Here is a 14,413-nt window from a genome sequence, read left to right as displayed (position 1 = left end):
GAACATATAGAAACCTTAGCTCTACGGCATTCTGAACTGCTGGTGAAAGACTTCGATCGGAATACTCACTCCCTCGCCGCTGCTCTCCTGGATTGCCCGGTTCACACCAATGACCTCCCCCCGATCGTTCAAGAGCGGACCTCCAGAGTTGCCGGGATAAAGGAAACCGGACGGCGTTCTGATACATCTGCCGTCTAAGACTTGTAGACCACAAACGCTGTCTACAGCAATAACGGAGGCTTCAGTCTGCTTCCAATGGCTTCCCATCGGAGAGCCGATCGCCTTCACTACATCCCCCACTTTCACATTGGCTGATTGAGCAAGCAGAGCGATAGGCAAGTTAGCGGCTCCGTCGAGTTGCACCAGGGCAAGATCTAAGCTGCTGTCACTGGCGATCGTCTGTCCTTGGAACTGCCGCCCGTCTTTCAACTTCACGTACAGCAGCCCGTTAGCGATAACGTGATGATTGGTGAGAATCAGCCCGTCTTCTCGAATCATGATGCCGCTGGCTGGAGCCGCGCCTGCGTTCGTCTGAATCCAGACTTCAACAGTAAAGCGGTCGGGGTCAGTAGTGGCTACCGTCTGGTGCTGCCAAACAAAGGGGACAAAAGGCACCTGAATCTTGGATAGATCCCACTGCGATTTTTCCTGGGGATCTGTGCCAGGCTTAACGTTGTTTTCTGCTCCATTGCTAAGCGGTGTGCTGCCAATCGACTTCAGGTAAAGCGTAGGGTCGATCGATTGCCCTGCTTCAATTCTTTCAAAATGCAAATGCGGTCCCGTACTGCGTCCAGTGCTGCCCACTTTAGCAATCACTTGTCCTACACTCACCTGATCACCTACCTGCACCAAAATCTCAGATGCGTGGCAAATTCGCTCCCCATTACCGTCGCTATGCTGAATCTCGACCTGTCCGCCACAAGCGTCGCTGCCCATCTGCGCGACCATGACCCTCCCGGCTTGCGTCGCCAAAATCGGAACCCCGATCGGGGCAGCCAAATCAACCCCATAATGCATCCTGCCATCCCGCATTCCATAGACTGAATTGATGTTTGCTACCGTGAATCCGGCGATCGGAAAAACTTTGCCTGATGCTGCGCTGCTAGCAGGCGTTGCTTCGACCGCTTTCAGTAGTGCGTCTGCGGTTTCTGCCCACTGCTGATAATGCTGCTCGTATTCCTTCGCGGGGCGCTGGACGGTGGCGATCGCCTTCCATTCCGGCATCGCATGACGATCGCTCACTTTTAGGAGGGCGTCATAGAACCAGTTTGCAGAGCAGGTCGCATCAATGCGGCATTCTCGGCTCCCCCAGCCGCGCTCCCGCTGCTGAAAGGGACCGAGGGAGTCCGACTTGCCCCAGCCCATCGCTTCAAAATACCAGTCGTCTCCGCGCTCCAACTCCTGCATCGTGGACTCTTGCATCGCTGCCATTAACGCCAGTTTGATGTCCACCGGGTCTAGCCCCCGATCGATCCCCGCCTGAATAATTTCCTGGGCAACGGCGATCTGTTGCCCATTCAGTCCTGCCGTCCCTACTGCGATCGTTGCCGCTCCTGTTCCTGATTGGGGCAGTGAAACCAATCCAGTGAGCCAGTGGAGAAAGGTCGCACCTCGATAAACTGACTCAACCACGTCATGCACCGGCTGGAATACCACAAAGGCGATCGCCGGGCTGCAGAGCAACCAGGTGAGAAGCCAGCTTCTCCCAACGCGGTTGCGTTCCCGTTCCCAAAGCTTGAACTGGAGGTCAGGGCTGAGCGCTTCGACCGGAGGAGGCGTCGCAGGAAAGCGTGTCATTTCTGCTTGAGAAATTCATAGCCGGTGGCGGCATTCTGCTGGAACTCGATGCGGAGGAAGAGCTGCTGGTTGAAGAGGGCTTGCAGTTTCCAGACGTAAATCGCTTTGCCGTTCTCGCTGCTGTAGCAGGTGGGCTGACCCAGTCGTCTCCGCCAGTCTTCCAGCGTCGAGGGCATCTGCAAAAAGCGAACGATCGAGGGAATGCCAGGGACTTTGATGGCATCGGCTGCCGGGCATTCCCCCCAGTTGCCAATTAACTGATTTGCGCTACGCGCAAGAGCAGAGCTACTGATCGCACTCCAGGGGATAGGGTCATAGAACTGGAGATAGCCTGGCTCTTTCAGGTCCAGATAAGCAGCTCCCCACACCGCAGCAACTACGCCGATTTGAAGAACACGCCTGCCCCAGCGATTGAGTGATACATCGAGGCGATCGATCCAGCGTCGCATGAGCTATCTCCGATATCCCGGTTCGTCTGCGGGTTGTCCAGCTTCTCCGGGCTGCACTTCGTTTAACTGCATTCGGATCAGCTGCTGCCCGGTGTTGATGCCAGGACGGATTGCATCGACGGCACTCGCACCCCAGGTCGCGGGTCGCCACAGATCGAACTGACTGGTCCCCGGTTGCCCTGCGAGCAAGTAGGCAACGCCACCAATAATTGCGGCAGTGCCACTCCAAATTCCAATCACACCCACGGTACGCAGAAATGATTTTCCAGGGTGGGTAATGGTCCAGATAAACCCACTCATTCCAGTCGCGATTTCTCCAACAAATCCGCGTGTGGTTTGACCGGCTCGGTAAGCCGTGTCATGGGTTGAACGATTGCTTTGTTCTGACATTTTGGGTGCTCCTATTTGCTAACAGTTGAAAACTCGTTTCTCGATGATTCTTGACAAACCTTTCTCGTTTCTGGTAATGCTAATGAGCAGATCCATTGACAGGTTTCTATGAAGGTGTGGACCTGCTCAGTCTTAAGCGAAAGGTGTGCTGAAACTGCGATCGAGCAAGGGATACCTGTACATCTGCTGACACCTACACCTGCCCAAAGTTGGGTGGCAAGTCTGATTTAGCAATCCTTGGCTTCCAGCAGGTGCGCTCCAAAACTGCAATCTCGGCTGTCACCGTTTCCATTAGAATGACCTTGAGCTGGTCTGCCAGAATCCCTTTGTTTTTCGCCCAATTTTCGCGTAGCACTTTTACTTCCAGCCATCCTTCTGAATTGGTATATTTTTGACCTTTATCGAAGTAGTAAATGAGCAGTTGCTTGGCAGTATCAGACAGTTGGGAAACGATTTCGAGCAGGTCGATCGAGGTACATCGATTCACTTCTTTAGATGACTCATAAATGCGATCGAGCAGGGTCTTGATTTGCGGCAGATTCTCTTCCGCCAGTGCCTCGTCAATCAGCTTTTCGATCTTGGGGTCGTACTGAGGCGGCTGTGCCCGCTGCTCTGCCTGCTTCAGCCCCAGGTGGGCAAAGAGGTGGGTGAACTCACTGCGGATGGCGGTCGGGTTGAGGAAGTCCGGGATCTGGAGTGGAGTGTAGGCGGCATCGTCGTCGAAGCTATTGCCTCCGGGTTTGAACCGGGCACGTCCTGAAAACACCGCTTCGCCCCACTCGTCGTAGTCCGTCTCTAGTTCCAGCACCGCACTCTTGTAGGTCCAGCTATCCAGGTAGCCGGAGGGCATGGCTTCCCCACCCATCTGCCCTTTTGCCCTGCCATGACAGAGGAAGATGTAGTGGTTGTGGAACTTGCGATTGTTGCGAATGGCATTACCGACAATCTCAGCAGCAAACCGGGCGGTGGCAGAATTCTTGTCCGCGCAGAGTGCGCCAAACTCATCCAGAATGGCGGAGTGCGCTTCCTGCTTGCTATGACGCGCTGTAATCGTTGCCTGCGTGCCCAGGATGTCTACCTCGGCCTGAACCACATCCCCGACCAGCCAAACGCCTCGCTCGATGTTGATGGAGCCGTGGGGATCAAGGATGATCACCCGATGCCCGCGCAGGATGGCTCGCAGGAAGGCAATGACCGAGGCGATCGAGCTTTTGCCACCTCCAGCAGGCGCAATCAGGATCAGACTCTCGCAGGCAATGCACTGCTTCAGCCAGGGATAGTCACTCAGCAGTTCCGCCAAGCGCGATCGCAGGAGTACTAGGGCATCTGGGGGAGCCGGGATATTGCTCTTGGGAGTGTCGGCAGGATCAAGCGACTTGGGCAATATCCGACGAGGGGCTGCCTCCGAGAGGGGAACCGCCAGCATGAGGCAGCCCATTGCCAGCGCCATCTCCAGCACACCCACCACAGCAGCTTCCTTCTTGCCGGGTAGAGCAACGGATTCGCGTCTTAGTCCGAGGTCATGGATGCGTTGAATGTCCTGGCGGGTTAAGGTCTGAGGATTGTTCAATACCTTGTTTCCACCATGCACAAACAGCAGAGCAGCAACACCGAGTAAGCCTGCCGTCATGCCTCGTTTTTGTGCCTTGCTGAGGTACATAATGCTACTGTCCTCCCATAGGAACGGGATTGGCTTGCTCGATCGCGCTGGCTCCATCCTGTTGGGTCAGTTTGGGGTCAAGCTTTTGTGCAAAGGGATCAGCAGACGGTAAGCGTTGCAACAGGGCATAGGCTAACAATCGATAGTTGAGCAGTCCTTGCAGTGCCATTGAGCTATCGGGTGGGGTTGGCTCTTGGGGGTAAAGAGCGAGTAAGGCAGCACGATAGCGGGTATAGCCAAGAGCAACCGTTTGAGCATCACGGGCGATTGTTCCTTGCTGGATCAGCTTGAGACCGTCCCCAGCAAAGCGGAGCAGGACACACCGCTGTCGGTTCACCACATCAGGACACTTGCCTAAGTCAATGTCGATCGCGGGATCAGTAGCGTCATAGCGCGATTCCTGGACTTCTTTCAGTGCCTCGTTGTTGAGCCGGACTGCTTCATAGAGCAGCATCGTGTCCATGTGGGTTGAGGCAGCTTCAGACAGGATGTATTCGTAGTTGGGGATGATGGCATAGAGTTTGGCGATCACCTCTGGTTCTGGTGTTTTGGGAGTAATGCCTGCCAGCATTTCGGGGCTGAAGTCTTTGGCAAGATAAGACTCTTGCGGAGGAGTGGCAGCCAGTTGCAGTCCATCCTGACGGAATATGAGCCAGAACAGAGAGCCTGCACAGCTAATACCCATGCCGCCGATGGCGAGCCAGAGCCAGGTCTTAGCCGAGAGGCGCTGGCATTGGCGGACGATCGAGCCGAAGTTAAACCAGGAGAGCTTGCCTGGGGAATTAGGGCTGAGTTGTAGTTGACTCAGGGTGCGATTGTCGATCGGGTCCATGATGGAATGTCCTTAGCGAAAGGCTGGAGCCTAGAGGGGCAGTAGATGCGGTTGTGGCTCACTGTTGGCAATCTAAGAGGCGCTGCGCGGCAGACCGAACCCCTTCCCCGCTTCCGTTCTGGGTTTCCCATTGGAGGTTGTTTTGCTCTCTGTGGCATCGGTCGGGCTGCGGTCGTTGCTGTTGGAGCAGGTAGGCAATGCCGCCACAGCATAGGATTGAGGCAACTGCGGCACATATCGCCGCGTTTCGGGTAACTCGATCGCCTCCAACTCGAAAGGGACGAAGGATTTGCCCTCCAGCCGCGAGAGTGTTTTAACGGCAATTTCTGCCTGGATAGATTGCGGGTCGAGGATGGCAGCAACGCGATCTGCGGCATGGTCAGTTACCAGGTCGCGCTGGTCTTCTAGCTTTTCTGCCAGCTGGGTCATGGTTCCGATCGATTGGCGGATTGTACCTGCTGCGGTCTGGGTCAGGGCTGCGAGGGCTGTAGTTTCGTCCGTCGTGGGTTGAGCTTGGGCTGGTTGCTGTGCTTTACCGTTGCCGTTGAGGACTGCATTCTTATCGACTGGCATTCTGCATCTCCTGTTGTTGAATGATTTGAAAGCCTTTTGCACTTCCGCCGCGCTTCAGCCAGAAGCAATAACGAATCAACCACTTCAAATCCTCTGGCTCATAGCAGCCGACCTCATTGGGTCGAATTTTGAGAACAGCCAGCCAATCCCGCAACGTACTGGGAGGTAACTTCTTGCCGCGATACTTGGCAAGATGCCAGCGCAGTTCATCGAAGGTGTAAAGCTGATGCTCTAGAGGTGTGGCTTGAGGATGAAGCATGTCTGTCGTGCGCTCGTCGTGCTGTGACTGTTGCGCGATCGTTTGTCAATTTATGGCTTTAACTGTAGCATATCAGTAGCTGACAGCTACACATAAGCTTCAATTAATTAGCTTTTGGCTTCATTACTGACGCTGAAATGTAGGATAGGAGGCAGAATTCAGTGGATGACAGTGTGAGCAAGAGAGTTTTCATGACACTGCCTGATGCAGTTTTCGAGGAATTAGAGCAGTGGGCGAACCAGCAGGGTAGACCCACAGCAAACCTCGCTGCTTTTTTGGTTGAAACAGCACTTAGGGAAGCCAAAGAAAAAGGGGAATTTAAGCCTCCTCAGAATAAGTGAGACATAGTCAGAATGGCTAGAAACGCAATTCGATTCCAGATAGAAGCTACTGACGCGCGGATAAAAGCAATAGATCAGCGCATCACAAAGCGGCTCGATCGCATCATGCAGATGATGGAAGCCATCGGCGGCAAGCTGGACACCGTTGCAAACAGTGTTGATGGGCTGGCTGATCAGATTGTGCAGATGAACGCCGGGGTGAAACAAACAACAAAATCACTAGATCGGCTAATTGAGGCGATCGATCGCCAAACTGCCACCATTAACACCCAGATTGAAGCGATTAATGGGCATCTTCAGGTGTCTCAGCAGCAATCAGCTAATATCTCGGAGTTGTCCAGGCTGGTTGCAACTCAGGCTTCTACAGTCGATTTTTTAATTCTTAGAACAAGTGCATAGAGACGATCACCATGACGATAACTACTGCGAAGTGCTGTCAGGAAGCTAGGAATAATCCAAGCTGTGCAGTAGATATAGCCCCTAACCCAGCCAATTCCAAGATCTCAATTTTCTCTCAAACGCCGATCGGATCTATACTTTGCACATTAGTCGCGCCTCAACCCGATCGGGCGAGTGCCACTAGATACCAAGTTTGTCCACTAAGCCAAGGAGGTGAAACTAGCGAACCAATGCTCAAACAAATAAAAACCAGTAGCAGAAAGGCAAAAACCACTGGTTAACGAGCGGGCAATCTCTAACACCAGTGGTTTTTAGTTCTTAGACAGTCTATTTGGTTTTTCATAAGTCCCCCTGGGGGGTTGAATCGCTGAAAAAGTCACTTCTTCAGCGGCGGGGATTTTTTGTCTAAAAATCACCCAGACTTGAGACAAAGATAACACACTGCCAGATCAGTGCGTCAATTTTTGCTGCAATTTTTCTCAAGCCTGATGGGGAACCGCTTCAACACTCAACCCCAAAAGTCACAGGAGAACCTGCAAATTCAGCAACACATTCACTAAAGCGTAAGAACGTCACTATGAATATTTCATCGATTGGGGCGAGGACATCCTCGTCTCCACAGGGTTTTGTATCTCAAAATTTGTCACAGCCAGAGAGGGCTGAAGAGAACGGCACAAAGCCACAACCCTCCATCTCACTAGAACAGTTCCGCACAGCGATCGCACAAGAGTTCGTTCACGGCAGCGCGATCGACCCTATCCTTTTTGCTGCTACTGTGCGAGTCGTTCCCGACCTCATCTACGAGTGCGGGGAAGTGTTGGAAACGCCCATCCACGACGCACTGAACTGGAAATACACCCGCTTCTGGATTAATAAGCCGATCGCAACGGTCGCGGCACTGCTGCTCAATGAAGACCATTCCTGCTGGCAAGCAAAACTGGGTCAGCCCAGGGTGGACCAAAAAGGGAAGGTCTGCAAGTATGAAACTCCGGTTGGTAACGGTTCAAGAGCCTTTCTGTCCGATCTCCCACCCGTCATCCGCCAAAGAATTGCTGATCGTTACGGTGTAGCAGTGCCCCTAGACGGCTCCTTCTGGGACTGGGTAGCTGACCATCCTGAACTTCCGATCGTCTGGACCGAAGGTGGTAAGAAAGCCTTAGCTCTCCTCAGCCTGGGTTACGTTGCGATCGCGCTTTATGGGGTGAATGGCGGTTACTCCAAAGGTGCAATCGGGGATCGCACTTTGATTGCCGATGTCCTGCGCTTCTGTCAGGTGGGCAGACCGCATGTGCTGGCGTTTGACCAGGATGCAGAAGACAAAACGCGGCAGCGGGTCAATGTTGCCTTATCTCGTTTTGGTGGACTACTGCACCAAGCTCAGGGGACAGTGGCGATCGCCCAGTGGAGCGGCAAAGACGGCAAGGGGATTGATGACCTGATCGTGAATTGCGGGGTTCAAGCCTGGGAAAAAGCGAATATTGAAGCACTTCCACTAGAACACTGGCGCATCTGGCAGCAGCTAGCCCAGCAGCTCACCTGGACGCCTGCCATTAGGCTACAAACTGCTGACTTGTCCACCCTGGATCTGCAACGCCTTCCGGCTGAGGGCATGATCGCGCTGTGCAGCCCTAAGGGCACGGGAAAGACCAAGTGGATTGCGGATCAGGTCGAGGGCTTGGAGAAAGTCTTGTCAGCAGGACACCGGCGATCACTGCAACGGTCCCTCAGCCAACGGCTGAAGCTGGATTACATTGGCGACCTGGACAAAGCAAATGGAGAGTTTATCTCCGGTTCTGCCTACACCCTCCGCGTTAGCTTTGTCGTTGATTCTCTGCTGGCGATCGATCCCGACAAATTTCGCGGATGCGACCTGGTGATTGACGAGGTGGTTCAGGTCATTCGCCACCTGCTGACCTCCAGCACCTGCGCCAAGGATGGTAAGCGGCCAGCCCTGCTCGCTCGATTCCGGCAATTGATTCGAGTCGCTCGTCGGGTCATTGTCGCCGATGCGGATTTGGACAACGCGACGCTGCACTATCTCAAGGCGTTAAGGGAAGAGGCAAACCCAGTCTTCCTAATCCGCAACGATTATCAGCCGCAAGGGTATGCAGTGCGAATGGTTAACTGCTCCGATCGCACTGCAATCATGGCAGATTTGCTAGAGGACATCAGCACGATTGAAGCCGGTAAAGTAATGTTTGTTGCAACAGACAGCAAAGCAACCTCTAAGGCATTGGCCAGGACGATCGAGCAGCAGTTTCCAGGGTTGCGGGTGCTAGTGATTAACTCTGATACGTCCGGCGGAGAATTTGAGCGAGCCTTCATCCAGAGTCCAGACTCCGTATTGGAGCGAGGTGAGTTCGATGTTGTAATCTGCTCTCCCTCCCTGTCTACCGGGGTCAGCATCGAAGCTCAGGGCATCATTGCCAGAGTCTATGGCATCTTCGGAGGGGTCAGTTCTACCGATGCAGATATGGCACAGGCGTTAGGACGAGTCCGGGAGCCGGTGGAACGGGTCGTTTGGTGCGCGAAACGGGGCAGCAACTATAGCAAAGCGTCCCGTTCCACCAATTCTCTAGAGCTAAAATCTCATTTGCAAAGCCGCACTTCTGCCACGGTCAGCTTAATTCGCTCATCCTTGCGGGAAGATGTTCCAGACCTCAAAACCTACGATTGGCAAGCTGATCCCCACCTCGACCTTTACTGCCGGATTGCCGCTGCCCAGAATCGATCGATGCTGCATTTGCGAGAGGCATTAATCGTGCGGCTCCGTTTTGAGGGCAACCAGGTCACGATCGAGAACCGAGAATCGAATGGCGGTATTGGCGAACTGCTGAAGATTGCTCGCGATGAGTTGCGGCAACTGGATGCGGAGAGCATGGTGACAGCAGTCGATTTGACGATCAGCGAAGTGCTGCAACTGGAGGCACAGGAGAGTGTTTCCCCAGAGCAGCAGCGATCGATCGCCAAGTTTTATCTGAAAGAGTTTTACTGCCTGGAGGAATTAACGGTTGAAGACGTATTGGCAGATAAAGAGGGCAGAAGACGGGGGGAACTGCGGAGCTTAGAAGAACTGCTCTATCCGGGAGTGGCAGTCGATCGCACCGTGAAGGCATTAGAGAGCCAGTTGAAGTGGAATCAATCATTGTGCCCGTGGGACATCTCCAGTGCTGAGCTCCGTCGAGCGATACGAGAGCAGCTAGGGCTAACGGAGTTTCTGGACCCCAATAAGGAATGGACGAAGTACACCCTTTATCCCTATGCCTGCCAGGTTCGGCAGTGGGCCGCTCAGATCAAGCAAGCTCTTAGCCTCACGATTACCGAGGACATGAGTGATGTGCAAATCGTCCATCAACTGCTGTCGCAGATGGGCATCAAAGTGGAGTTCCGCTGGTCGCGCTCAATACCGGGGCATGAGGGCGAGAAGCTGAGGGTTTACCGCTTGCATCAACTCGCTTGGCAAGCGGCGATCGGCATTCTGGAACAGCGGCAGATGAGGCGCGATCGGGCAGTAGCCCCTGGATCACCTGGTCCTTTAAATTCAGAAAAACGACCAGGTGATCCAACTCAATTCCTTTCCCAACCTTCAGAAGAATGGGCTTCTCAAGCAGTGCTTGAAGATGTGCGGCAACTGTGGCAGGAGACTGATTCAATAGAAGCGCAGGCAGAAATAAGGCAAGTCATTCCCATTAAGTTGCTGAGGAGAGCAATAACTCTAATTCCTACTCCCCAGTGGTTTGGGCAGTAGTTGTAGAGTTATTCCTGTGAATCCAGAGGTAGTAATAGACTCCCCTCAAACTCTCTAGATCAGATTCCCTGCTGCTTGCTGCGTTGGCCATTAGCGGGGGTGCGTCTCAAAGGAAAACTTCCGTAATGCCTCGTCCGCTTGCGGCGGAGATAGGAAGTTTAGCGCCCCGCATGTTTTACTTGGGTCCTTTCTATTTACAACAGGTCTAGTAGTCGAGGGTCCCATACAAAGAGTAGATCTGGCTAGTGCCTACTTTTTCTCGGAACTAGTTTGGATTGGTGAAGGTTGGTTGGGATTTATTTGACCCTCGCCAAAGATACTGAGTGAGTGCAGCACCCATTGCCTGCTCCTCTTTAGGATTGGCGGGTAGGGTCCATCTCAGCGATTGATAGAGCAACGTACGGTACAGGTCGAACGCTGACTCAATCAAATCGGCATACACAATCGCAGCATCGATCGCCCAGCCATAAGCAAATAATGCGGCGATGATTGCCACGGGAAGTGCCCACCAGGTCCACACGGTCCACACGGCAAACAACACACTCCAAAGCCAAACCCGCACAGCCGTATTAAGGTCAGCCCGAGCTTCCTGCAGGTCTTTTTTGGCAGCATCTGGTATCAGCAGCCACAGACGAGACCAACACACGATCGCATCCAGTCCATACTTTTCTAACGGTCGTCGTTCGGCGGCGCGGAGGATATTCCCTAACCGGGTAGGCATGACATCGGCATCGTCAGTGGGAAATTGGTGCAGGGCGTTATCACAGCGAACATATTCACGGCGAGCGCGTGTTTCATCCAGCCGTTGCCATCGTTCCTCTAGCCATTGCTTGCGCCACAGTTGAATCGGGATAAGTCGTTTCAGCAGACGACATGATTTTTGATACCACTTAAAGCCTCTCAGCCTTCTTGATACTGCCGCATCAAACCATTGGGCAACAGGTGCTGTGAATGGCTGGAGCCAATAGCGCAGAGCGAGATATCCATAGCCTTCCAGTCCTCGTAATACGGCTAAGTCAAACCGTTGGGCAACGAATGCCGAGGCTCCTACACCACAGAGGCAACCCACGAGAATAGCAATTTGGAGGGGTTCTGGCTGTTGAGAGAAGCGGGTGGCAATGCTGTTCCAACTAAAGTGTTGGATGGCAGCCGCAAGCCCACCTGCCCAAAATATAAATGCCGGAGTGAGCAAGGTAGCAACCCATTGCTCTGCCAGTTTGCCACCAAAACTTTCCAACACTTTTGCAGTCATGAGGCACTTTAGGGCTGATTAACAGGAATGAGAGGAACCTGGTGGGTTGGACAAAGCGGCGGTTGTTGTGCGCTAGTGCGTTGCTTCCAAGTGTAGTCGTTGCCAACGGGGCAGACGAATTTATCAGCTAAAACCGGTGAGCCTTCTCCTGCTAAAGGACTGAATCCCTTCTGTGCTTCCCCAAGAAAATTGGCAAGCCAGACTTTGATCTCATCATGGGCTGTCAAGACTTCTAAAATTTGTGGGGCAACCTCTCCTGCTTCGTCATCGCTGTTCAACAAGTCAGAGAGTTGGCGATCGCATGTTTGAGCCGTTTGAGCATTAAGCAGTTCGGGTAGGGAGACACGAATCGTTCGAGCTGCTTCAAAGATTTCTTCGTCTGTAAACAACATCTTAAAATTCCATCTCAACAACACATATTGCAAAGTCACACCCCGACATAACTAAAAGCACCCCAATAGTAGGGATGGGCATAGCTATTTGCCTCTCGCTCAAAGGTGTGAAACCTGAAGTAGTCTGCTTTTTCGCCATCGGTCGAGTCTCGCAACCACTGCTGTGCTTGACGCAGAGCAATGGAACTATCCAGTCCCTCATTTCGCCAGAGATCGTAAAACTTGACCAGCAACATCATGGTGCTGCGATCACTCACCGACCAGAGCGAAGCGACCACTCCAGCGACTCCAGCTTGCAGTAGCCCAGTAGGAAGACTAATGGCTTCATCCGCGAGTTCAATGCCTTGAAGACCAGTTTCACAGGCAGACAGGACAGCCAGACGAATGCCGCCGGTTCCACTTTCGGTGAGTTTCAGGTCTAGGAGGTCTCTGAGGGTGAGGATAGCAGCTTCACCTTCGCCCGACATAGCAAGTCCACTGGTAAGAGGTTCAAAGGCGTTGGCGTTACCGTGGCAGGAGCAGTGGAGAACATTGGCATGGGGTAAAGCGGCAAGGATGGCTTCACGGGTGGCTTGTCCGTGGAGGAGAACAGTAGCATTTTGGAAAGTAGCGCTCGCCGCTTTCACTTCCCGACTGGAGTTGGGCAAGGGGTTAACAGCTTGATAGTTGCCTTTCTCGTCTTTGTACCTATGCCTAGGTTCATCAATCGCCAAAATTGAATCTGCTTCAACTCGCTGAGCAATGGCTGCTGCGGCATTAATTGACCGAGCATTAGGAGTATAGGTAAAGTGAATTTCGTCGAGGGCATAGCGTTTGCCAGTAGCAGTGGTTACGTCTTCTGTCCAGGCAGCGTGGAGTGGGAGCAAGCTGAGGTATCCTCCGGTGGGAATGAGGATAGCTTGCTGGAAGGAGTGCTGTTTCAGGTGGCCAATCAGCGGTGCCATCAGCAGGGGCCAAAGTTGATGAGTAATTTGTTCGATCACCTCTAGCCAAGCTTGGGGATTATCTCGAGATTGCTTGTAGGCATTGAACCAGCTGTTGTTAAGCAGCTCGATCAGCTCCGTTTCGTTCAGTTCATCTAGCCAAAGATCAGCAATGTCATCTTGGGTAATGATGAGGGCGAGGCTGCCACTAGAGGTTGGAACCAGGTAGACCAGTGGAACGTGAGGACGAACGGCTTGCTGAATATCCTCGAAGTCAGGTTGAGCTAGGAAGTTTGCATAGCCCTCCACCTGGCGAATCTGCTCAATCGTTTCGGTTAGGGTTTGGCGCAGTCGAAGGGCTTCGGTGCGAAGGGCTTCAGGGGTGAGGCTATAGCGTTCTTCTGAGGTCATGCGCGATCGCTGTTGGCTCTCCAGGTTACGAAGCTGGGTAGTAATGTCCTGGTATTGAGTAAAGAGAGTTGGATGCGTTTGCCGGAGTTGGGTCAGGTCAGTTCGATCGCGTTCTAGGGTTTCGCTGAGTCCCCGAGCACGTCCTTGCTCCAGAGTGAGAACAGCAGCTTTTAGATGACCAGTGCGAGCGAGGGCATAGGCAGCAAGACGAGGCAAATCTGCCGTTGCTGCCAGTTCAGCCGCTTTGCTATCGAGCAGGTTGGCACTTTGGTAGAGCAATTCTGCGGCATGGAGTGCTTTTTGGTAGATGGGGACAGCTGCTGCCCAGCGGTGTTGCTCCGCATAGAGGTTACCTAAGCTGCGGGCTGCTCTGCGACAATCATTAGGAAACGACTCAGCGTCATAAATTTCTAGGCTAGATTGGTAGGCGTCAATGGCTTGCTCCAGGTTGTCGGCTCGATTGCCTCGGATGCGGTTGAAGTAGGCACTTGCCAAGCTATTCATGGTGGCTGCCCAGTCCACCGGCATGTTCTGCTTTGTTCTCACCGTCAAGGCTTGCTGGTAGGCGTCAATAGCTTGCTCCAGGTTGTCGGCTCGATTGCCTCGGATGCGGTTGAAGTAGGCATTTGCCAAATTATTCATGGTTTGTGCCCAGTCCACCGGCATGTCCTGCTGGGTCGTCACCGTCAAGGCTTGCTGGTAGGCGTCAATAGCTTGCTCCAGGTTGTCGGCTCGATTGCCTCGGATGCGGTCCAAGTAGGTATTTGCCAAATTATTCATGGTTTGTGCCCAGTCCACCGGCATGTCCTGCTGGGTCATCACCGTCAAGGCTTGCTGGCAGGCGTCAATGGCTTGCTCCAGGTTGTCGGCTCGATTGCCTCGGATGCGGTTGAAGTAGGCACTTGCCAAGTTATTCATGGTTTGTGCCCAGTCCACCGGCATGTCCTGCTGGGTCGTCACCGTCAAGGCTTGCTGGCAGGCGTCAAT

13 protein-coding genes are annotated in these 14,413 nt (G+C 53.3%); 3 read left to right on the top strand and 10 right to left on the bottom strand.

Annotated elements, in window-relative coordinates; translation table 11 throughout:
* Positions 1-21: 21 nt before the first annotated feature.
* The 7 genes from NDI45_RS24515 to NDI45_RS24485 form a co-directional block, all read right to left on the bottom strand.
* Entirely contained in the window at positions 22-1,797 is a 1,776-nt protein-coding gene (locus NDI45_RS24515; RefSeq protein ID WP_348249245.1) for a peptidoglycan DD-metalloendopeptidase family protein, read from the bottom strand.
* Positions 1,794-2,246 carry a hypothetical protein gene (locus NDI45_RS24510; RefSeq protein WP_348249244.1) on the bottom strand — a complete coding sequence of 151 codons (453 nt, stop codon included), beginning with the start codon at positions 2,244-2,246 and terminating at the stop codon, positions 1,794-1,796. The genes NDI45_RS24515 and NDI45_RS24510 overlap by 4 nt, the downstream gene beginning before the upstream one ends.
* A 3-nt stretch (positions 2,247-2,249) precedes the next feature.
* Positions 2,250-2,636: a hypothetical protein gene (locus tag NDI45_RS24505; RefSeq protein ID WP_348249243.1), complete on the bottom strand. Its 387-nt coding sequence runs from the start codon at positions 2,634-2,636 to the stop codon at positions 2,250-2,252.
* A 193-nt stretch (positions 2,637-2,829) separates the two neighbouring features.
* Entirely contained in the window at positions 2,830-4,296 is a 1,467-nt protein-coding gene (locus NDI45_RS24500; protein ID WP_348249242.1) for a hypothetical protein, read from the bottom strand.
* A gap of 4 nt (positions 4,297-4,300) precedes the next feature.
* The gene (locus NDI45_RS24495) at positions 4,301-5,128 is read right to left on the bottom strand and encodes a hypothetical protein (RefSeq protein ID WP_348249241.1); all 828 of its coding nucleotides are present in this window, start codon (positions 5,126-5,128) and stop codon (positions 4,301-4,303) included.
* A gap of 72 nt (positions 5,129-5,200) precedes the next feature.
* Positions 5,201-5,701: a hypothetical protein gene (locus NDI45_RS24490; protein WP_348249240.1), complete on the bottom strand. Its 501-nt coding sequence runs from the start codon at positions 5,699-5,701 to the stop codon at positions 5,201-5,203.
* Positions 5,688-5,960 carry a hypothetical protein gene (locus tag NDI45_RS24485; RefSeq protein ID WP_348249239.1) on the bottom strand — a complete coding sequence of 91 codons (273 nt, stop codon included), beginning with the start codon at positions 5,958-5,960 and terminating at the stop codon, positions 5,688-5,690. The genes NDI45_RS24490 and NDI45_RS24485 overlap by 14 nt, the downstream gene beginning before the upstream one ends.
* A gap of 161 nt (positions 5,961-6,121) precedes the next feature.
* On the opposite strand from NDI45_RS24485, the gene NDI45_RS24480 reads away from it, so the two are divergent.
* The 3 genes from NDI45_RS24480 to NDI45_RS24470 all read left to right on the top strand — a co-directional run bounded on the left by NDI45_RS24480 (position 6,122) and on the right by NDI45_RS24470 (position 10,448).
* On the top strand, positions 6,122-6,301 hold the full coding sequence (locus NDI45_RS24480) for a hypothetical protein (RefSeq protein WP_348249238.1): 180 nt from the start codon (positions 6,122-6,124) through the stop codon (positions 6,299-6,301).
* A 12-nt stretch (positions 6,302-6,313) separates the two neighbouring features.
* Complete coding sequence (locus tag NDI45_RS24475; protein WP_348249237.1) at positions 6,314-6,700, top strand: hypothetical protein; 387 nt, start codon at positions 6,314-6,316, stop codon at positions 6,698-6,700.
* Positions 6,701-7,277: 577 nt separating this feature from the next.
* The gene (locus NDI45_RS24470; protein WP_348249236.1) at positions 7,278-10,448 is read left to right on the top strand and encodes a plasmid replication protein, CyRepA1 family; all 3,171 of its coding nucleotides are present in this window, start codon (positions 7,278-7,280) and stop codon (positions 10,446-10,448) included.
* A gap of 265 nt (positions 10,449-10,713) precedes the next feature.
* Here NDI45_RS24470 and NDI45_RS24465 read toward each other — a convergent pair whose 3' ends face one another.
* From NDI45_RS24465 to NDI45_RS24455, 3 genes are all read right to left on the bottom strand, one after another.
* Positions 10,714-11,700, bottom strand: coding sequence for a hypothetical protein (locus tag NDI45_RS24465; RefSeq protein ID WP_348249235.1), 987 nt, complete (start codon positions 11,698-11,700; stop codon positions 10,714-10,716).
* A gap of 8 nt (positions 11,701-11,708) precedes the next feature.
* On the bottom strand, positions 11,709-12,092 hold the full coding sequence (locus tag NDI45_RS24460; protein WP_348249234.1) for a hypothetical protein: 384 nt from the start codon (positions 12,090-12,092) through the stop codon (positions 11,709-11,711).
* 35 nt (positions 12,093-12,127) lie between these two features.
* The coding region (locus NDI45_RS24455; RefSeq protein WP_348249233.1) for a CHAT domain-containing protein at positions 12,128-14,413 on the bottom strand (2,286 nt) is incomplete at its 5' end.

Source organism: Leptolyngbya sp. GB1-A1 (assembly GCF_039962475.1).
Lineage (GTDB): Bacteria > Cyanobacteriota > Cyanobacteriia > Elainellales > Elainellaceae > Leptolyngbya_A.
Note: the sequence above shows the minus strand (reverse complement) of the source record. Positions and strands in the feature narration are given on the sequence as shown.